Annotated in this window: 11 protein-coding genes, 1 tRNA gene and 1 pseudogene; 11 read left to right on the top strand and 2 right to left on the bottom strand. The window is 44.0% G+C overall.

What is annotated here, in order from left to right; translation table 11 throughout:
• The first annotated feature begins 14 nt into the window (after positions 1-14).
• Positions 15-1,496 (top strand): glutamate synthase small subunit, encoded by a 1,482-nt coding sequence (gene gltD / locus BV11031_RS07825; protein WP_010330616.1) that lies wholly within the window; start codon positions 15-17, stop codon positions 1,494-1,496.
• Between the two features lie 198 nt (positions 1,497-1,694).
• Here the strand turns inward: gltD and ggt are convergent, their stop codons facing one another.
• On the bottom strand, positions 1,695-3,458 hold the full coding sequence (gene ggt, locus BV11031_RS07830) for a gamma-glutamyltransferase (RefSeq protein ID WP_010330617.1): 1,764 nt from the start codon (positions 3,456-3,458) through the stop codon (positions 1,695-1,697).
• A gap of 426 nt (positions 3,459-3,884) precedes the next feature.
• Here ggt and BV11031_RS07835 point away from each other — a divergent pair.
• From BV11031_RS07835 to BV11031_RS07860, 6 genes and pseudogenes are all read left to right on the top strand, one after another.
• A pseudogene (locus BV11031_RS07835) lies at positions 3,885-4,537 on the top strand (bifunctional transcriptional activator/DNA repair enzyme AdaA).
• Positions 4,527-5,075: a methylated-DNA--[protein]-cysteine S-methyltransferase gene (locus tag BV11031_RS07840; RefSeq protein WP_010330619.1), complete on the top strand. Its 549-nt coding sequence runs from the start codon at positions 4,527-4,529 to the stop codon at positions 5,073-5,075. The pseudogene BV11031_RS07835 and the gene BV11031_RS07840 overlap by 11 nt, the downstream one beginning before the upstream one ends.
• A gap of 215 nt (positions 5,076-5,290) precedes the next feature.
• The gene (locus BV11031_RS07845) at positions 5,291-5,521 is read left to right on the top strand and encodes an excisionase family DNA-binding protein (protein WP_010330620.1); all 231 of its coding nucleotides are present in this window, start codon (positions 5,291-5,293) and stop codon (positions 5,519-5,521) included.
• Positions 5,522-5,835: 314 nt separating this feature from the next.
• Positions 5,836-6,381: a site-specific integrase gene (locus tag BV11031_RS07850; protein WP_010330621.1), complete on the top strand. Its 546-nt coding sequence runs from the start codon at positions 5,836-5,838 to the stop codon at positions 6,379-6,381.
• Between the two features lie 50 nt (positions 6,382-6,431).
• Positions 6,432-6,504, top strand: a tRNA-Arg gene (locus tag BV11031_RS07855).
• Between the two features lie 247 nt (positions 6,505-6,751).
• Positions 6,752-6,940 (top strand): hypothetical protein, encoded by a 189-nt coding sequence (locus BV11031_RS07860; protein WP_010330622.1) that lies wholly within the window; start codon positions 6,752-6,754, stop codon positions 6,938-6,940.
• Between the two features lie 637 nt (positions 6,941-7,577).
• Here BV11031_RS07860 and iseA read toward each other — a convergent pair.
• Positions 7,578-8,123, bottom strand: a complete 546-nt coding sequence (gene iseA / locus BV11031_RS07870; RefSeq protein WP_039074107.1) for a DL-endopeptidase inhibitor IseA — start codon at positions 8,121-8,123, stop codon at positions 7,578-7,580.
• A gap of 286 nt (positions 8,124-8,409) precedes the next feature.
• Here iseA and BV11031_RS07875 point away from each other — a divergent pair, with 286 nt between their 5' ends.
• The 4 genes from BV11031_RS07875 to BV11031_RS07890 all read left to right on the top strand — a co-directional run bounded on the left by BV11031_RS07875 (position 8,410) and on the right by BV11031_RS07890 (position 20,449).
• Complete coding sequence (locus BV11031_RS07875; protein ID WP_010330624.1) at positions 8,410-9,801, top strand: MATE family efflux transporter; 1,392 nt, start codon at positions 8,410-8,412, stop codon at positions 9,799-9,801.
• Positions 9,802-9,932: 131 nt separating this feature from the next.
• Entirely contained in the window at positions 9,933-10,910 is a 978-nt protein-coding gene (galM, locus tag BV11031_RS07880) for an aldose 1-epimerase (protein ID WP_010330625.1), read from the top strand.
• A gap of 33 nt (positions 10,911-10,943) precedes the next feature.
• The gene (gene dacB, locus BV11031_RS07885) at positions 10,944-12,419 is read left to right on the top strand and encodes a D-alanyl-D-alanine carboxypeptidase/D-alanyl-D-alanine endopeptidase (RefSeq protein WP_010330626.1); all 1,476 of its coding nucleotides are present in this window, start codon (positions 10,944-10,946) and stop codon (positions 12,417-12,419) included.
• A gap of 344 nt (positions 12,420-12,763) precedes the next feature.
• Entirely contained in the window at positions 12,764-20,449 is a 7,686-nt protein-coding gene (locus BV11031_RS07890; RefSeq protein ID WP_010330627.1) for a non-ribosomal peptide synthetase, read from the top strand.
• The last annotated feature ends 17 nt before the right edge of the window (positions 20,450-20,466 follow it).

Genomic DNA, 20,466 nt, shown 5'->3' on the forward strand with positions numbered 1-20,466 from the left:
AAGGGGAGAGGAAAATGGGGAAACCAACTGGATTTATGGAGATCAAACGAGAAAAACCTGCTGAGCGGGACCCTCTCACTCGCTTAAAGGATTGGAAAGAATATTCTGCTCCTTTTTCAGAAGAAGCATCGAAACGGCAGGGGGCGCGGTGTATGGATTGCGGTACACCGTTTTGCCAGATAGGTGCGGACATTAACGGATTTACATCCGGCTGTCCGATTTACAACTTAATTCCTGAATGGAATGATCTTGTCTACCGGGGCAGATGGAAAGAAGCATTAGAACGCCTTCTAAAAACAAACAACTTTCCTGAATTCACAGGGCGGGTATGTCCCGCTCCTTGTGAAGGATCATGCACATTAGCCATTTCAGACCCGGCCGTATCAATTAAAAACATCGAGCGGACCATTATCGACAAAGGATTTGAGAACGGCTGGATTCAGCCTCGAATTCCTAAAAAACGAACAGGCAAAAAAGTGGCGATTGTTGGTTCAGGCCCAGCCGGACTGGCGAGTGCTGACCAGCTGAATCAAGCGGGGCATTCCGTCACTGTTTTTGAACGCTCAGACAGAGCGGGAGGTCTTTTAACATACGGCATTCCGAACATGAAGCTTGAGAAGGGGATTGTAGAACGCCGGGTTAAATTGCTGACGCAAGAAGGAATTGATTTTGTCACGAACACAGAAATCGGCGTTGACATTACAGCTGATGAGCTGAAGGAGCAATTTGACGCTGTGATTCTGTGCACTGGCGCTCAAAAACAGCGGGACCTATTAATTGAAGGTCGCGACTCAAAAGGAGTCCATTATGCGATGGACTACCTGACACTTGCAACAAAAAGCTATCTAGATTCTAACTTTAAAGACAAGCAATTCATTGATGCCAAAGGGAAAGATGTCATCGTAATCGGAGGCGGAGACACAGGAGCTGACTGTGTTGCTACTGCTCTGCGGCAAAAAGCCAAAAGCGTACACCAATTCGGAAAACACCCGAAACTTCCGCCAGCCCGCACAAATGACAATATGTGGCCTGAACAGCCGCACGTCTTTACGCTTGAATATGCGTATGAAGAAGCGGAAGCAAAATTCGGAAGAGATCCGAGGGAATACTCGATTCAAACGAAAAAATTGGTTGCAGATAAAAATGGCAAGTTAAAAGAGCTGCATACCATTCAAATGGAAAAAGTGAAAAATGAGCACGGAAAATACGAGTTCCGCGAGCTGCCTGGAACGGAAAAAGTATGGCCTGCTCAGCTTGTCTTCATCGCTATCGGCTTTGAAGGCACAGAACAGCCGCTGTTGAAACAGTTTGGTGTTGATTCTGTAAATAACAAAATCAGCGCAGCATATGGGGATTATCAAACTAATATCGATGGCGTATTTGCCGCAGGGGATGCAAGAAGAGGCCAAAGCTTAATCGTATGGGCGATTAATGAAGGCCGTGAAGTGGCGCGTGAAGTGGATCGATATTTGATGGGGAGTTCAGTTCTTCCGTAAATAAAGGGGATATTATATAAGAGAAACCGGTCTGTTTGCCAGCCGGTTTCTCTTTTTCTTTCATTATAATTTCGATAAGCAGCTTTATTTTTTCAATGAAGTGAACTCAGCGGGAGGTCTTCACAGCACCTCGTTGCTGCGCTTTTCCCCACTCGGATAATAAACTGTACTCATTAAAGCGAGTACAGTTTATTCTTTTTATTTCCGTTTTAAATTAATGCCGATCGCTGCGCCGTTTCTGCTTGAATCAGCTACACCTTTAAAGGTGCCGTTTTCATGGTCGATGGAAATGCTTTGTACGTTTCCGATATCTATTGGGCTTGTGCCAAACTTGTGGCCCATGCCGTTTAGTTTGCTGAGAACATCTGCAGGAACCCCGTCTTCGTAACGATAGGAACTCATCTTGTTTGTGTAAATTCTTGGCTCTTCAACAGCTGCTTTTAATTCCATGCCGTATTCGATGTGATAGAGGATGGTTTGCAATACGGATGAAATAATGGTGGCCCCGCCAGGAGATCCGACGGTAAGCACAGGTTTGTCATCCTTAAATAAAATGGTCGGGGTCATGCTGCTTAAAGGCCGTTTGTTCGGCTGAACTTCGTTAGCACCGCCTGGAACCGCATCAAAATCCGTTAGTTCATTATTTAATATGACGCCGTAATCGGGGACCATAATACCCGTGCCAAATAGTTGTTCAATTGTCGTCGTATAGGACACAACATTTCCCCAGCGGTCGGCAACTGAAAAATGGGTTGTTTGGCCGTCTACTTTGTCTTCCGGCTGTTCGACTTGCTTATAGTTTGCGGATCCTTCTTGGTATTTCCAAGGATCACCGGCTTTCGGTTTTTTATTGACCTGATCTAGATTGATTAATTGCTGGCGCTCTTTAATATATTCAGAGTGAAGTAAGCCTTTAAGAGGAACATTTACAAATTCAGGATCACCTGCGTAAGACGCACGGTCTGCATAAGACAAATGCATCGTTTCAGCAAGCAGATGATATTTTTCCCATGAGCGGACATCATATTGTGAAAGGTTGAAATCATCAAGTATCTTCAGCATTTGCAATAAGAAAATGCCGCCAGAGCTTGGAGGAGGGGTTGTTGCAATTTGATAACCTTGGTAGTCTCCCCAAATCGGTTCATCGATTGTAATATCGAAATTTTCTAAATCTTTTTCCGTCATTGATCCGCCGAAATCCTGCACAGTGCCAGAAAGCGCTTTGGCGAATTTTCCTTCATAAAAAGCGTCAATGCCTTTGGAGCGAATCAGCTTAAATGTCTTGGCCAAATCCTTTTGAATCAGGGTATCGCCTTCTTTAAGCGGCTCTCCATTCGGCAAAAATACATCTTTTGCGGCAGTCCTCGACAGCTTTTCCTGATAATCAGAAATGGCATCTGCTAACACAGAATCAATTGGAAAGCCTTTTTCAGCGAGTTTAATAGAAGGGGTAATTAATTTTTTCATTGAACGGGTTCCCCATTTATCCAGAGCTTCTTCCAGCCCTTTCAGCGTACCCGGAACACCGACGGCAGTACCTTTTGTCACACGTTCAGAGAAAGGAATCGCTTTCCCGTCTTCATCGAGAAACATATCGGGTGTGGCGCCTGCCGGAGCGCGTTCGCGGCTGTCAATGATCGTTGTATCCTTAGTTTTTCCATCATACACCATCATAAAACCGCCGCCGCCAATGCCCGACATCATCGGCTCTGTTACATTGAGTGCAAATTGGATGGCAACCGCCGCGTCGATGGCATTTCCTCCTTTTTTCAGTACATCAGCACCAATTTCCGAAGCGAGAGGATGGGCGGTGGCAACCATGCCGTCTTTCCCTACATCTACTTGTTTGTACTCATCGTAGCTTTTGGGCGGCTTTTTAGCTTCCGCGTGAAAAGGGACACTTCCAGCGACTAACAGAACACTAAGCAGCGCTGTTAAACAAATGTTCCACGTTCTTTTCATGTTCTCCCTCCTATATGAAGCTGTTATGTTACAATCTTAGCGTAAAAAACTTACAGTGGTTTCACAAGTGACAAATGATATATTATAAAGAACATTCCACCGTTTTTCTGTGCAAAATTGATTATATGGAGATGAGCCATCCCCGCCAGCACCTCAGAAAAAACCTACGCTAATCAAATTGGGTTAAAAGGCTCGCTCTCTAAACTGTCCACTCCTCTTAAAAAAATGGCTCTGGTGACCAGTTGAATTCAAACGTCATACGTGCTGTAGATTTTTGACCCTCTCCAATCATATGAAACAGACTATGTATGATTACATAACAACTCTTCATTTTCATTTCGTTATCTTGCTGTTACATTCTAAAATACTTTCAATAAGTTGCTTTGAGGGTTTCCGGGTTTATACTGAAGCTAGAGGTGATTCAAAATGACATACAATTGGAAAGCGAATCCGAACCGAACTAATCAACAACCAGATTCTAACAAGCTGTTTTTGCCCTCTCCTGTTTCTGATGAACAATGGCAGGCTATTGTCCATAATGATGCTTCTTATGACGGCCAATTTTTTTATGCGGTGAAAACAACAGGGATTTTTTGTCGCCCTTCTTGCAAATCGAGAGTACCTAAAAGAGAAAACATTGGCTATTTTGAATATACTGATCAAGCACAAGCCGCACATTTTCGCCCTTGCAAACGGTGCAAGCCAACGGGGCAAAGATCGCCTGATGAGGAGTGGATTGCTTTCATAACTGAATATGTGGATCGCCACTGCGACGAAAAGTTGACGCTTGACGTCCTTGCGCTTCTGAGTCACGGAACCCCTTATCACTTGCATAGAACCTTTAAAAAAATCAAAGGCATGACCCCGGTGGACTACACATCCAGCATGTTCGTATAGAAAAAGCAAAAACGTTATTGGCCACTTTTGATGACCCGGTTTCTGAAGTTGGTAAGTCTGTCGGGCTTTCCAATACACCATATTTTATCACGCTGTTTAAGAGGAAAACCGGAGAAACGCCGGAAGCTTACCGTAGACAGCAAAAACAAAACCTAAAGGAGACATACTCAAATGGTACCTAAAAAAAGCAGTTCTCTCTATTGGTCCTTGTTTTCTTATGAGAACTGGAAGATGTACATTGCCGCAACACATAATGGTATATGTTTTGTTGGATCGCAAAATCAGCCATTCGAAGAATTGGGGAAATGGGCAAATTATTACTTGTCTGGTAACGACCTCATTCGAGATGACGAAAAATTGCAACCCTTTGCAGATGAGCTTGTTCTTTATTTTCAAGGCAAGCTCAATCGGTTCACCATTCCCATCTTTTATCACGGCACACCTTTTCAAGAAGCCGTTTGGAAGGCATTATGTGACATTCCGTACGGTCAAACTCGATCCTACTCGGAAATTGCTCAACAAATTCAAAAACCGACTGCGGTTCGGGCCATTGGAAGGGCTATCGGAGCAAATCCGACCCTCATTACCGTTCCGTGCCATCGTGTTATCGGCAAAAATGGATCGCTGACGGGCTATCGCGGCGGGATGGAAATGAAAACGCGACTGCTGGAACTTGAACGAGACTTCACAAACAATGGGAAGGAGTTACATTTTGTCTGATCAACATTAGCATCTTTAGCCAAAATCAATTACATCAAAGGCTTGAAGGCGATTCCTTGTATCTCAAGACCATCTATGAAACTTTAACGTTTTGGAACAGTGGGTACAAATAAGATCATATAGAACATGAACCCGTTTTTCTGTGCAAAATTGATTATATCGGCATAGGCCATGTGCTATATTAGAAGCAGTTACGAATTAGAAAGGACACCTATATGTATTTAACAATTAAAGAAACAGCAGATTATGCAAATCTTTCAGAGGATTATATTAAAAGCTTGGTGCTCGAAGGAAAAATCAGGGCCGTTCATGATGGTGAGCAATATTTGATTTATAAGGGGCAGTTCAAAACCCATCTCGAACAGCTGGAGAATTACAAAGCACTCGTCCAGGAAATATTAAATGAACCGATCCCAGAAGATATTGATGTAAAGGATGAAGATTAGGACACAATTTCAAATTGTGTCTTTTTTTGTATATGTTTTTAGATACACCAGAAAAATGGAAGCTTCAGATTTTGTTTTAAGAGGTTTTTAGATAATACCTAGAGCAATAGGTATCATAGAGGTTAAAAGCTTTATATGAGGTTTTAAATGCCGTTTTATCGGAAGGGGCGTTTCGAACGTTTCTTACCCGCTTATGTAACACTATGTATATTATGTTACATAAAAGCCGCCGTACTTTGACATTCAACGTTTTTCAGCTATAATAGTAACATAGACCTCAATACGTTACATAATGGATTGTAAGGAGTTTTTCGATGCATATTGTACAGCCGATTCGCAGTTTAGAGAAAATTCAAGATGTAAAACAGTATTTGCTAAACAAAAACAAACGGGATTACTTTTTGTTTATTTTCGGCATCAACAGCGCGCTCCGCATTTCTGATATTTTGCCGCTGCAAGTGAAGGATGTTAAAAACAAAGACCATTTATGGGCAACTGAAAGCAAAACGAAAAAGAAAAGAAAGATTCTGATCTTAGAGTCGTTGAAACAGGAAATATACGAGTATACGAAAGATATGAAAGAAAACGAATATCTTTTTAAATCTGTTCGGACCAGGAAGCCGATTTCCCGCATTCAGGCCTACAGGATTTTAAGAGAAGCCGCCGCAGCGTGCGGACTTGAGGAGATAGGGACGCATACGTTGCGGAAAACGTTTGGCTATCATTTTTACCAGCGGACAAAAGATATCGCCGAGCTGCAGAGAATCATGAATCATTCATCACCCTCGATTACAATGCGATATATCGGTATTGATGAAGATACAACAAGGGCGGCGTATAAGGTTTTTGGAGGGCTTTAAACAAACCTCTTGAAAATATTCATTATCGGAGCTACTATATAAATACAAAAGCTCTAGTAGCACAGCGGATAGTGCAGCAGTTTCCTAAACTGCAGGTCGGGAGTTCGAATCTCTCCTAGAGCGTTTTTAAAATTAGATGGGTTCAGATTCATAAAGCTTTAAAACCCTTGTAAAACAAGGGTTTTTTGGTGTTTATAGGAGTTTTTCAGTTGAACAAGAATACGGTAGAAAACGATGTGAATTGATTTCTTATTACACATTATTTGCACTAGAATAAACCTAATGAGGAATAGAGAATCGTTCGACAAATTTTGCAAACTGTTACATTTCTAGATCTCTTGTTTGATAATAAAAGAAGAGGTGAAAGTTTATGAACATTGTAGTTGACTTTTGGTTTGACAATGGAAATGTAAGAACAGCTAAAGTAAATGCAGAATCTGAGAAGGCACTTATAAAAGAATTACAAGAATGTGAACATTGGTATGAGTATGAGAATGGTAAGCGTATTGCAAATATTAATATGCGACTTGTAACGCAATTTGATGTAAGAGCGAAATAAAGTCTATCAAAAAGCATCCTTCGGGGTGCTTTTTATTTTAACAATTGTATACCACAAAAGTTTTCAGGTGCACACAAGCGTTAGAAGAAAGAAACATTTTAAGGGAGGGCACTCGTTAAACGTAATGATAGTCATTCAATTGCATCCAGACTTATTTGCGTGTGTGAATGTATGATCTAAATGGACAGCTGGAAAGCCGAAGAAGGAGACGACGTAAAGGTTGATATACTGTGTAGACAAAATCACTTTTAAAAACTATCCGAGATCTCAAAAGAATAAGGGGATTCTTTAAGGCTGTCGAGGTTTTCTCGGCAGCCTTAGAGTGCGTTAAGCGCCCTTTTTTGAGGAGATAAGTGGAGAGTCATTTAGCTTTACTACGCTTTATAAGCTTGTATGGAATAAGCATCATTATATTGGTGGTCATAGCGAATTTTGCTCCTTTCTTGGCGATGCGGTTATACTATGTTGCCGCAGCTTTCGTCTTTCTGATTGTTTATCTGATATATTATTATTCCCAAAAGGTTAGAGGAGGAAATGGTATATAAATTGCATAATGAATAGGAGAAATAGACAACGAGCTTTTTCGTCTGTCATCTTTCTTTAGACCAAAAAACGCCCGCTTAGCCGGGCGTTTTCATTATATAACAGCGTCAAATTGATTGACCTTCCATTTATTTTTTTCTTTTACATATGTCACTTTTCGTTTCGCTGCAGGTGACCCGTCTAAAGTTGGAACGGTAAATTCGTAAGTGATTGTGCCGCCTTTTTTAGAGATTCGTTTAGCAGTTGACTTTTTCCAATTTAAAAGGTTATCTCCGTCGCCGATCGGAACTGCAAGTTTTCCTTTTGAAACAGTGAAGTGGTAGTCTTTAAAGCCTTTTTCGATTGCTGTTTTTGTGAAAATAGGTGTTAAGTAATTCACTGCTTTTGCTTTCGTCCCTAGATCACTGCACATGTACACATATTGAAGGTTTTGATGCTCAAATGTGCCTGATGGGCAAACTGCCTTTTTCGCTTTTGGATTGTGGCCGCTCATTGTATTCCAAAAATGCTCTCTTGCTGATAATGCCAGCTGCAGTGCTTGTTTTTGTGATAAATCGCCTGAAGTGTTTTTTGCAAATGCATTTGTGTTTAATGTCAGAATAAGTGCAATCGTTGTTAGAAATAGAAGACATTTTTTCATTGTAGTTCACTCCTTCAAAATCTCTTTCTCTTATGTTACAAATGTTACAATAATTACGGATAGATTACAATACTTTTGCATAAATTATTTTTTATTCTTTTTCTCACAAAGAAGCAGGCTGTTACTTGGCAGTTTATTCTTCATAAGCTAAAAAGATGTGTAAAATGAGAAGAATCGGGAAGGGTTTCATGTGTAAGGTGATGAATAATATCATGTTAGATATCCTGTTTTTGTCAAAAGAATAGGGGCATGTTTACAAACGAAATGAAATAAAGGAGCTTTCAATATGGAATCATCACAAGAACAACTTGCAACTGAAAAGAAAAGCAACCCAACTGTCTGGCGGTCAATGTCACTCTTTTTAGTGCCGCTTTTGCTAAGCAATGTGCTGCAATCAGTCGGCCAGCTTGTCGGAATGATGGCTGTAGGCCGATGGCTTGGTGTTGATGCGGTTGCGGCTGTATCATCCTTTTTCCCGTTATTTTTTCTTTTAATCTCATTTACAATTGGGATCGGTTCAGGAAGTTCGATCCTGATCGGACAAGCCTATGGGGCGAAGAATGAGGAGCGGTTAAAGGCTGTTGTCGGGACAACGCTTACGTTTACGTTTTTATTAGGGGTTGTGCTAGCCGTCGTCGGGAGTATTTTTACCATGGATATTCTTCGCTTAATGGGCACGCCTGAAAATGTTATTCATGTCAGCGCCAGCTATGCACGTATTTTATTTTACGCTATGCCGTTTATGTTTTTATATTTCGCTTATACAACATTTTTGCGCGGAACAGGGGATTCTAAGACACCGTTTTATACGCTGATTGTGAGCACAGTCATCAACATAGCGCTTTTGCCCCTCTTAATCCTTGGCATGTTCGGTTTTCCGCAGCTAGGCATATATGGATCCGCATATGCCACCGTCGTTTCTACTATTGTGACATTTATCGTGTTAATGGTGTATTTGCGAAAACGAAACCATCCGTTGCAATTCGACAAAACGGTGCGGCGTTATTTGAAAATGGATAAGGAACTGCTGGTCCTCCTGCTGCGTCTCGGGATTCCCTCAAGCATTAATATGATTCTCGTTTCACTATCAGAGATAGCGGTTATTTCATTCGTCAACCATTACGGTTCTAATGCGACAGCTGCTTACGGGGTAGTCAACCAGGTAGCCAGCTATGTGCAGATGCCCGCTGTCAGTCTCGGCATTGCAGTATCTATTTTCGCTGCGCAATCCATCGGAGCAAACGAGGTTGACCGCTTAAAGCAAGTGATTCGTGTCGGGATTTGGCTGAATTATATCATTGGCGGCGTGCTGATCACTTTGATCTATGTTTTTTCACATCAGATTTTGTCGTTGTTTTTAACCGAGAAAGACACACTTTACATCGCGCACCGTCTCTTGATGATTACATTGTGGAGCTATTTGCTGTTTGGAAACGCCCAAATTTTTTCTGCGACGATGCGCGCAAGCGGAACGGTTTTATGGCCGACCGTGATCAGTATTTTCGCTATCTGGGGAGTAGAGGTGCCTGTCGCGTTCGTACTTTCCCACTACACAAAGCTTGAAATACTCGGTGTATGGGTTGGCTATCCGGCTGCGTTTGCCACCAGCTTGCTGTTGATTTATGGGTATTATCAATTCGTGTGGAAAAAGAAACAAATTACACGTCTCATCCAATAGACTCATTAAACATGCCGTTCAACATGTGAACGGTGTGTTTTTATTTGATAGGAAAAACATAAAATGGAGGAAATATGGCACATGACATTGAACTCTTATAAAGAAATGAATCAAGGAGAGGTTGAGGACACATGTCAAACTACGTCGAGAAGATTACGCATTTAGGAACGCCTGCCATCAAAGCGGGCAACGAGCATATAGAAATGATTGTCGTTCCAGAGTGGGGGAGCAACGTCATTTCTCTTGTGGACAAAGCAACAAAGATCCAGCTTTTGCGTGAACCCGAAACAGCAGAAAGCTTTCATGACACACCAACATTATATGGGATCCCGATCCTGTTTCCGCCTAACCGGGTAAGTGACGGAACATTCAGTTTCCGGGGCAGAACATATCATTTTGATATCAATGAAAAGGATAAACACAACCATCTTCACGGGTTTCTTTATCAAGAAAAGTGGCACGTCGTAACCATGAAGCAAACGGACGAAGAAGTGCTCGTTGAAACAGAAATTGATCTATCAGAACTTCCTCATGTATATAGACAATTTCCTCATCATGCCGTCGTTCGGATGACATATCAGCTAAAGGGGAATACTTTATTTAAACATGCAACGGTCATGAACAAAGGAAAGGAAGCGTTTCCGTGGGGGATCGGTTATCATACTACATTTTTGTTTCCAGAAGAAAGCTCGTTATTTTCCCTGACAGCAGATCAGCAGTGGGAATTGAATGAACGCCTGCTGCCGACCGGGAAACTCATAGATGTACCGAATAAAGAAGCGCTGCATAAAGGGATGGATTTACGCGAGAAGCAGCTGGATGATGTCTTTTTATCTGCTTATCAGAAAAGAGGCGGAGAAAATCAGGCAATCATTTATTATCAGCATGCAAATCTAGGCATTATTTATCAGGCTGATGAACAATTTAAACATTGGGTAGTATACAATGCGGACGCAAAACAGGGGTATTTATGCCCTGAACCTTACACGTGGGTGACAAACGCTGTGAATCTTGATTTGCCTTCATCACTCACTGGTTTACAAGTGCTGGAGCCGGGCGAAAAAACGACAGCCAAAAGCAGCATCACCATTGAACTGAATCATCAATAGCCAATGATGAGGCGCAGAGAGGCGGGTAAATAAATGAAAAAAAGCATAAAGCTTTATATTGCTGTTTTGCTGCTATTTGTCGTTGCTTCGGTACCTTACATGCACCAAGCTGCACAAGCGGCTGACAAACGAGCTGCATTTGCCGGGCAGATCGATAAGATATTAGCTGAGCATCCTGCACTCGAAGGCGCAATGGCCGGCATCACCGTTCGCTCTGCGGATACAGGCGCTGTTTTATATGAGCATTCAGGAGACGTTCGAATGAGACCCGCCTCTTCTTTGAAGCTATTGACTGCGGCCTCGGCACTTTCCGTCCTTGGAGAGGATTATTCCTTTACAACCGAGATCCGGACAGACGGCACCGTCAAAGGGAAAAAGCTGAATGGAAACCTTTATTTGAAAGGAAAAGGAGATCCGACGCTTTTACCCTCTGATTTTGAAGAAATGGCTGAGAAATTGAAACAGTCCGGCGTGAACATGGTGAAAGGCAATCTGATCGCTGATGATACGTGGTATGATGACATCCGATTATCACCTGATTTACCATGGAGTGATGAATATACGTATTACGGCACTCAAATATCCGCTTTAACAGTATCACCAAATGAAGACTATGATGCAGGTACTGTGATTGTAGAGGTCAGCCCAGGGAAAAAAGAAGGGAAACGGCCTTCCGTTTCTGTATCACCAAGGACGGATTATGTAACGGTCAAGAACAATGCTGAAACGACTGCGGCCGGTTTAAAGAAAGACCTCACAATCGAAAGAGAGCATGGGACAAACACGATCATAATTGAAGGAAGCGTACCGGTTGATGCAAGCAAGACAAAGGAGTGGATCGCGGTCTGGGAGCCGTCTGGATATGCCTTAGATTTATTTAAGCAAGCACTACAAAAACAAGGAATTACTATAAAAGGCAACGTCACGAGGGGCGCTGCACCCAGCTCCTCAGACGTGTTCATCTCCCATCACTCAATGCCTTTGTCAAAACTATTTATTCCGTTTATAAAATTAAGCAATAATGGACATGCCGAAGTGCTTATAAAGGAAATGGGGAAAGTGAAAAAAGGAGAGGGGAGCTGGGAAAAGGGGCTGGAAGTATTAAACCATACACTTCCGGAATTCGGCGTTGATCCCCAATCACTTGTCTTAAGGGACGGTTCAGGCGTCTCTCATATTAATGCTGTAACCTCAGATCAAATCTCAAAGCTGTTATATGACATTCAAGATGAAAAGTGGTTCTCAGCTTATCTACATTCTCTGCCTGTTGCGGGCAATCGTGACCGAATGATAGGCGGAACGCTGAGGAACCGTATGAAAGACACCCCTGCACAAGGGAAAATAAGGGCAAAAACCGGATCGCTAAGCACAGTCAGCTCTTTATCCGGGTACGCAGAAACCAAGAGCGGAAAAACCCTTGTGTTCTCTATTCTTCTAAACGGATTGATTGATGAAGAGGAAGGAAAAGATATTGAGGACCAAATCGCTGTGATCTTGGCAAATCAATAAGCGCAGCAGACCTGTTTTCCAAGCCGAAAACAGGTTTTTTATGTCTGCCATCTTGACCTGACGCAACCGCACATTTGCACAAGCGAAAAAGTAGTGTGTAAGGCCTGACAAAAAACGATACTTTTATCACTTCCAGTTCAAAAAAATGATAAAAAAAGAAACGAAAACTAAAGAAATAATACTATATTCAAGAAAATGTTATAAAAATTTAATATTTTTTATTGTACTTTAAAAAATATCCGTTAATATAGTGCATATATGGATTATATAGTCATATAATTTCTTTTATCGTCATTTTTCTGCTTTTTTCTTATCCTCTTAATATGAGAACTGGAGGGAATCCGTTGAGCGAACATACTTATTCTTTAACCCATGCCCAAAAGAGAGTGTGGTTTACCGAACTGCTGGAGCCAGGCACCGGCATTTGCAATCTCACGGCCTGTGTGAAATTCAGAGGCAATATTGATCATGATGCTTTAGAAGAAGCGTTGAATCATTCCATCTCCCGCAATGACGCCATCAGGTTTCAGCTGCTAGAAGGAGAGGAGCTTGAACCGCGACTCTACCTTGCCGAATATCAATATACTTCACTTGAAACAACAGACTTTTCAAATGTTGAAATGATAGAAATAGAGCAATGGATACAAGACCAAGCAAGAATTCCATTTCAACTGTTCAACTCGCCCCTTTACCAATTTTCTCTCCTAAGAATCCACTCTCATGAGGTTTGGCTGTTTGCAAAATTCCATCATATCATTATGGACGGCATCTCCTTAAACGTAATGGGAAATCAATTGATAGATCTTTATCAAAAAATAAAAAAGCAAGATCCTTTACCCGATCAGCCTGAGCCTTCTTACTTGAGCTACATCGAAAAAGAAAGTCAGTATCTACAATCTTCACGTTTTGCAAAGGACCGTTTATTTTGGACTCAAACCTTTCAGCAGCCGCCGGATTATCACTCGTTAGCCGGCCAGACGTCCTTCCAAAAACAGAGCACATCCGCATCTAGAGATACCATCACACTTTCACCTCATCTAGGGCAAACGATTCGAATCTTTTGCGAAGAACAAAAGATCAATATCATTTCCTTATTCATGGCTTCATTTTACATATGCATCAGCCGGCTCACATCTAAAAAAGATCTTGCCATTGGCACCTACTATGGCAATAGAGGGTCAAAGGCTGAAAAAGAAATGCTCGGCATGTTTGTCAGTTCTCTCCCCATCAGAATAACAGTTGACCCTGACGCGGACTTCTTTTCCTTTGTCCGCAGAGTAGGCAGGGAACAGCTTTCCGTTATGCGTCACCAACGGTTTCCTTATAATTTACTGGTGAATGAATTAAGAAAAGACCAGAAAAAATTACACAACCTTATCGGTATTTCTATGCAGTATCAGCCGCTCCAATGGCATAATGCAGACGGTTTTGACTATGAAACGGCGCTTTATTTCAGCGGATACACCGCGAACGAGCTTTCTGTTCAAATACAGGAGCGTATAGACACTGGAACCATACAATTAAATTTCGACTATCAAAATATCTTGTTTTCTCTTGAGGATATTAAACGAATACAGCTCCATCTGCTTACGTTACTGGAAAACGCCGTTCAACATCCGTACAAATTTATAAAAAAATTAGATATGACTAATGTAAAAGAAAAACAAAAATTGTTGTATGGGTTTAACAAGACGGAAGCTGTTTTGCCTATAGCGCCAAGCCTTCACGGGCTGTTTGAACGACAGGCGGCTTTCACACCGGAACGGCCAGCCATACGCTTTTCCGGCGGTTCACTGACGTACGCTGAGCTTGACATGTATGCCAGCCGTCTGGCTGCCCGCCTCGCGGCACGCGGCGTTACGAAGGAAAGCGTCGTCGGTGTCCTGTCTGAGCGGTCACCTGACATGCTGATCGCTGTCCTTGCTGTCTTGAAGGCAGGCGGGGCGTATTTGCCGCTTGACCCTGCGTATCCAGGGGAGAGGCTGAGCTACATGCTGAAAGACAGCGGCGCAGCTCTCTTGCTGACACAGCCGGGATGCTCCGCGCCGAACTTTTCTGGCGAAACGCTTGAAGTTGACATGACATCTCTTGCGGGCGAAAAAGCAGAAAACCTTGTGTTTGCTCCTGCTGACAGCGATTCTCTCGCCTACGTCATCTATACGTCGGGCTCCACCGGGCAGCCAAAAGGAGTGGCCGTTGAGCACCGCCAAGCTGTTTCCTTTCTGACCGGCATGCAGCGCCAGTTTCCGCTTCAGGAAGATGACATTGTCATGGTGAAAACCTCTTTTTCCTTTGATGCATCTGTCTGGCAGCTGTTTTGGTGGGCGCTTTCCGGTGCTTCGGCGTATCTGCTTCCGCCCGGCTGGGAGAAAGATCCGGCATTGATCGTCAAAGCCATTCATCAGGAGCGTGTTACAACGGTTCATTTTATTCCGGCTATGCTGAACAGCTTTCTTGATCAAGCGGAAATCGAAAGGCTGAGTGACGGGACAAGCCTGAAGCGTGTATTCGCCGGAGGTGAACCGCTTGCGCCCCATATGGCAGCCCGTTTTGCTTCTGTATTGCCGCAAGTCTCGCTGATCCATGGATACGGGCCGACAGAAGCAACGGTAGACGCGGCATTTTACGAGTTAGACATAGAGCGGGACAGGGATCGCTTGCGGATTCCGATCGGAAGGCCCGTACCCGGTGCGCGTTTGTATGTGTTAGATCCGCAATTAGCCGTACAGCCTTGCTGTGTCGCCGGCGAACTGTACATTGCCGGCGCAGGTGTTGCCAGAGGCTATTTAAATCGGCCGTCCTTAACGGAGGAGCGTTTTCTTGAGGATCCGTTTTACCCGGGCGAACGCATGTATAAAACAGGGGATATGGCACGCTGGCTCCCTGACGGGAATATGGAATTCCTCGGCCGGTTGGATGATCAGGTCAAAATCCGCGGCTACCGGATTGAGCCGGGAGAAATTGAAGCGGCACTAAGAGGCATAGAAGGCATAAGGGAGGCAGCCGTGACCGTACGGACAGACAGCGGCGAGCCGGAATTATGCGCGTATATAGAAGGGCTCAGAAGAAACGAAGTGCGGGCGCAGCTTGAAACGCTTCTGCCCGGCTACATGATCCCATCCCATTTGATAGAGATGGAAGAGTGGCCGATTACGCCGAGCGGAAAGCTGGACCGAAACGCCCTGCCAGCTCCTGGCGGAGCTGCAGATGAAAAGGCCTACTCAGCGCCGAGAAATGTGACCGAGATGAAGCTCGCCCAGCTATGGGAGGACGTCCTGAAAAACGGCCCTGTCGGGATTCACGACAACTTTTTTGACCGCGGAGGACATTCTCTAAAAGCAACGGCGCTTGTGTCCCGGATTGCCAAAGCATTCGATGTACAGGTGCCGCTGAAAGATGTGTTTGCCCATCCGACGGTAGAAGGGCTGGCTTCCGTCATCCGTGAAGGAACGGACAGTCCATATGAAGCGATGAAACCGGCGGAACAGCGGGAGACCTATCCGGTTTCCTCTGCCCAAAAGCGGATTTATGTCCTTCAGCAACTGGAAGACGGAGGGACCGGCTACCATATGCCGGCTGTATTAGAACTGGAAGGGAAGCTTGACCCAGAAAGGCTGGACAGGGCTTTCAAAGAGCTGATCAAGCGCCACGAGTCGCTTCGGACATCCTTCGAACAGGACGAAGGAGGCGAGCCGGTTCAGCGCATCCATCCCGAGGTGCCGTTTACATTACAAACAGCAGTTCTCGGCGAACAAACCGAACAGGAAGCCGCAGCCGCGTTTATTAAACCGTTTGATTTCAGCCGAGCACCGCTGTTTCGTGCCCAAATTGTAAAGGCATCAGTGGAACGGCACCTGTTGCTGGTTGATATGCACCACATCATATCAGACGGTGTTTCCGTCAACATTTTGATTCGGGAATTCGGGGAGCTGTACAACAACCGGACCCTTCCGGCGCTTCCCATTCAATACAAAGACTACGCCGTATGGCAAGAAGGGTTTAAAAAAGGGGACGCATACCAGACGCAGGAGGCGTACTGGCTGAAGCAGCTCGAGGGCGAGCTGCCGGTGCTGGATCTCCCGGCTGATCATACCCGCCCGCCGGTGCGGAGCTTCGCGGGGGACAAGGTCTCGTTTACGCTTGATCAAAAGGCGGCATCAGGCCTTCATAAGCTGGCACGGGAGAATGGAAGCACACTGTACATGGTGCTTCTGGCAGCTTACACAGCGTTATTGTCACGCTTGAGCGGACAGGAAGAAATCATTGTCGGCTCGCCAATTGCCGGCCGGCCGCACAAGGATCTTGAGCCGATACTCGGCATGTTTGTGAACACGCTGGCGCTTCGGGCACGTCCGGAGGGCGGGAAGCCGTTTGTGCAGTATTTGCAGGAAGTGCGCGCCACTGCATTGGAAGCCTATGAGCATCAGAATTATCCGTTCGAAGAGCTTGTCGACAAGCTGCAATTAACGCGAGATATGAGCCGGAATCCAGTATTTGATTCGATGTTTATCCTTCAAAATGTGGAAAAGCAGGACGTAGAACTGGAAGAGATAAAAGTCCGGGATGCCCATTTCGCGCAACACATTTCTTTATTCGATATCACGTTAATAGCAACGGAAACAGATGGTGCCCTTTGCTGCGAATTGGAATTCAGTACAGAAATATTTCTGAAAGCTACGATTAAACGCTGGGCATTTCATTTTATCGAATTTCTGCATGCGGCCATTTCTAATCCTGAAACAAGACTTTCACAAATAAACATACTTAGTGAAAAAGAAAAACAAAACATACTCACTGAATTCAACAAAACTCAAGTTGAATTTTCTCAAAAAGATGTTGCATTTCATCGCATATTTGAAGCAAGAGCTGAAGAAACACCTGAACATATCGCTGTTATTGATGACAAAACACAAATTAGCTATCGGCTTCTAAACGAAAGAGCCAATCGCCTGGCACGGACATTGCAAAAAAGAGCAGGGACGAAGCCAACAGTGGCTGTTTTAGCCAAGCGCTCCATTGAGGCAATTGTTGGCGTACTGGCAGTGATGAAAGTCGGCGGAGTGTATATCCCAATCGATTCACACTATCCAAAAGCTCGCATTGAATACATTCTTCGTGATAGCGGTGCAGATATTCTTCTTTTACAACAGGAATTGAAGCATTTGATTTCAAACTCACCTGAATCTGAGATGTCTCACATCTGTCTTGAGGATGAAGCCTCATATGAAGAAAATAGCAGTAACCTTACCCTATCACCTGCTCTTGAAGACGCAGTATATATCATTTATACGTCAGGAACTACAGGTGCGCCTAAAGGTGTTATTGTCACCTATCGTAACTTTACTCATGCTGCTCTTGCGTGGCGTCAAATTTATGAACTGGATCAGAAGCCTGTCAGACTGCTTCAAATCGCAAGCTTTTCATTCGATGTCTTCTCAGGAGATTTGGCAAGAACATTGACCAACGGCGGGACTCTCATCGTTTGCCCAGAGGAAAAACGGCTGGAACCTGCTGAAATATATAAAATCATGAGCTCTAAAAGAATCACGATGATGGAGTCCACACCTGCTCTCATTATTCCAGTGATGGAGTATGTATACCGTAACCAGCTCAAGCTTCCTGACCTAGACATACTGATTCTTGGTTCTGACATGGTGAAAGCTCAAGATTTCAAAACATTAACAGAGCGCTTTGGCCAAAGCGTGCGCATCTTCAATAGCTATGGTGTCACAGAGGCAACGATTGATTCGAGCTTTTATGAAACAAGTACGGGAGAAGACTGGACGGGAGATAACGTACCAATCGGCAGCCCGCTGCCAAATGTACGCATGTACGTACTCAGCCAGACGGATCAAATTCAGCCGATTGGCGTTGCCGGCGAACTGTGCATCGGCGGGGCAGGTGTTGCGAAAGGCTATCATCATAAACCTGACTTAACACAGATGAAATTTACAGAAAATCCATTTGTCTCAGGAGAAAGACTGTACAGAACCGGTGATCGAGCCTGCTGGCTTCCAAACGGAACGATCCGGCTTCTTGGCCGAATGGATGATCAAGTGAAAATAAATGGATACAGAATTGAAACAGAAGAAATTGAAAGTGTTCTTCTTCAAACGGGGCTTGTCAGAGAAGCTGCTGTTACCGTTCAGCATGATAAGAATGGACATGCTGGTTTGGCAGCATATATTGTGCCTTCAGATGTCAATACAAATGCTCTCCGTGCTGCTTTAACAAAGGAGCTGCCGGCGTATATGGTTCCTGCGCATCTGATTCCTTTAGAAAACATGCCGCTGACCTTAAACGGAAAGCTGGACAAAAATGCATTGCCGGCTCCAAGTAATGTGTTGTCGCGCCCATATACCGCACCAGTTAACGACATACAAAAAACGATGGCGTCTATATGGGAAGATGTACTGAGCATGTCACAAGTCGGCATTCACGATTCCTTTTTTGAGCTTGGCGGAGACTCAATTAAAGCATTACAAGTGGCAGCGCGGCTGGCAGCTGAAGGTTGGAGCATGACAATACGCAACTTATTCCGTTATCCAACAATTCAGGAACTAAGCGGACATATCACACCATTGGCATCTCAAGCGGATCAGGGGCCTGTGGAAGGTGAAGCTGACCTCACCCCGGTTCAGCGAAGATTTTTCGGACAGGCTCATGCTTTTCAATGTCACTACAACCAGTCCGTCATGCTTTTCAGTAAAAAAGGATTTAATGCTAACGCGCTTCGTCTAGCACTACGTAAAATAATCGAGCATCATGACGCCATTCGCATGGTTTTTCAACAAGACCAGAGGGGCCATGTCATTCAGTATAATCGCGGAACAAATCATGAGGACCATGAACTGTTCAGCCTTCACCTCGCAGACTGGACAAAAGAGGCACAGGAAAGTACGCATCTTACTGAAAAACTAGCCGCTGAGGAGACCGTCATTCAAAGCAAAATGAATGTACAAAAAGGACCTCTGCTACAAGCGGGTTTGTTTCAAACGGCAGAAGGGGATCATCTTCTGATTGCACTTCACCACCTTGTGATAGATGGCGTTTCATGGAGAATTCTGCTTGAGGATTTAGCGGCAGCATACCAGCAGGCTTTAGAAAACCAAGAGATCCAATTGCCGCCAAAAACGGATTCTTATTTGTCCTACGCCAATGGTCTTGCACACATAGCTGAAAATAAACAATTGCTTGCAGAAAAACCGTATTGGCAAACGATTTTGGACGCTCATAATGCTTTTTTACCTAAGGACACGGAAAATATGCCGGACAGACTGCAATTGAACAGTGATAGCTCGATGTTTGCACTATCCGGAGACTCGACTGAAAAATTGCTGTTTGAAACTCAGCAAGCCTATGGCACTGATGCCAACGAACTTTTGCTTACGGCTTTAGGATTGGCGCTTTCTGAATGGACAGGGCACGATCAAATCGTGATCAGCACTGAGGGACACGGAAGAGAAGGGCATCTTCCAAATATTGATATTTCACGTACGGTTGGCTGGTTTACTTCCATTTATCCTATTCTGCTGGACATGAGTATTCCCGAGCTTTTCGAAGATCAGCTCGCTTACCGAATTAAGACGACAAAAGATATGCTGAGAAGAGTGCCGAACAAAGGAACCGGCTACGGATTGTTAACACAAATAGGAGAACTGCGGCATAAAGATCCTGAGGTCAGCTTTAATTATCTCGGCCAATTCAGCGAAGAGAAGGAAGCTGAAACATTTCAATTATCATGCTACCAGCCTCGTTGCGAAATAGCGGGTGAGAGAGATCGAGAATATGAGCTGGACATCAATGCTCTCATTACAGACGGACGGCTTCAAGTAAAAGCGGTATACACCCAAGTGTTCAGCAAACACGCAATTGAGTGTTTTATGGATCGTTTTAACAGGCATCTTATCGAGATCATTGAACATTGTTCGCAGAAAAAAACACGCGAAAAAACGCTCAGCGATTTCAGCAATAAGGAATTAACGTTGTCTGCATTATCTAGCATTGAAAATCTTGTGAAAGATCTTTAACTTTGAAAAGGTGTGTG

Source organism: Bacillus vallismortis (genome assembly GCF_004116955.1).
GTDB classification, from domain to species: Bacteria; Bacillota; Bacilli; order Bacillales; family Bacillaceae; genus Bacillus; species Bacillus vallismortis.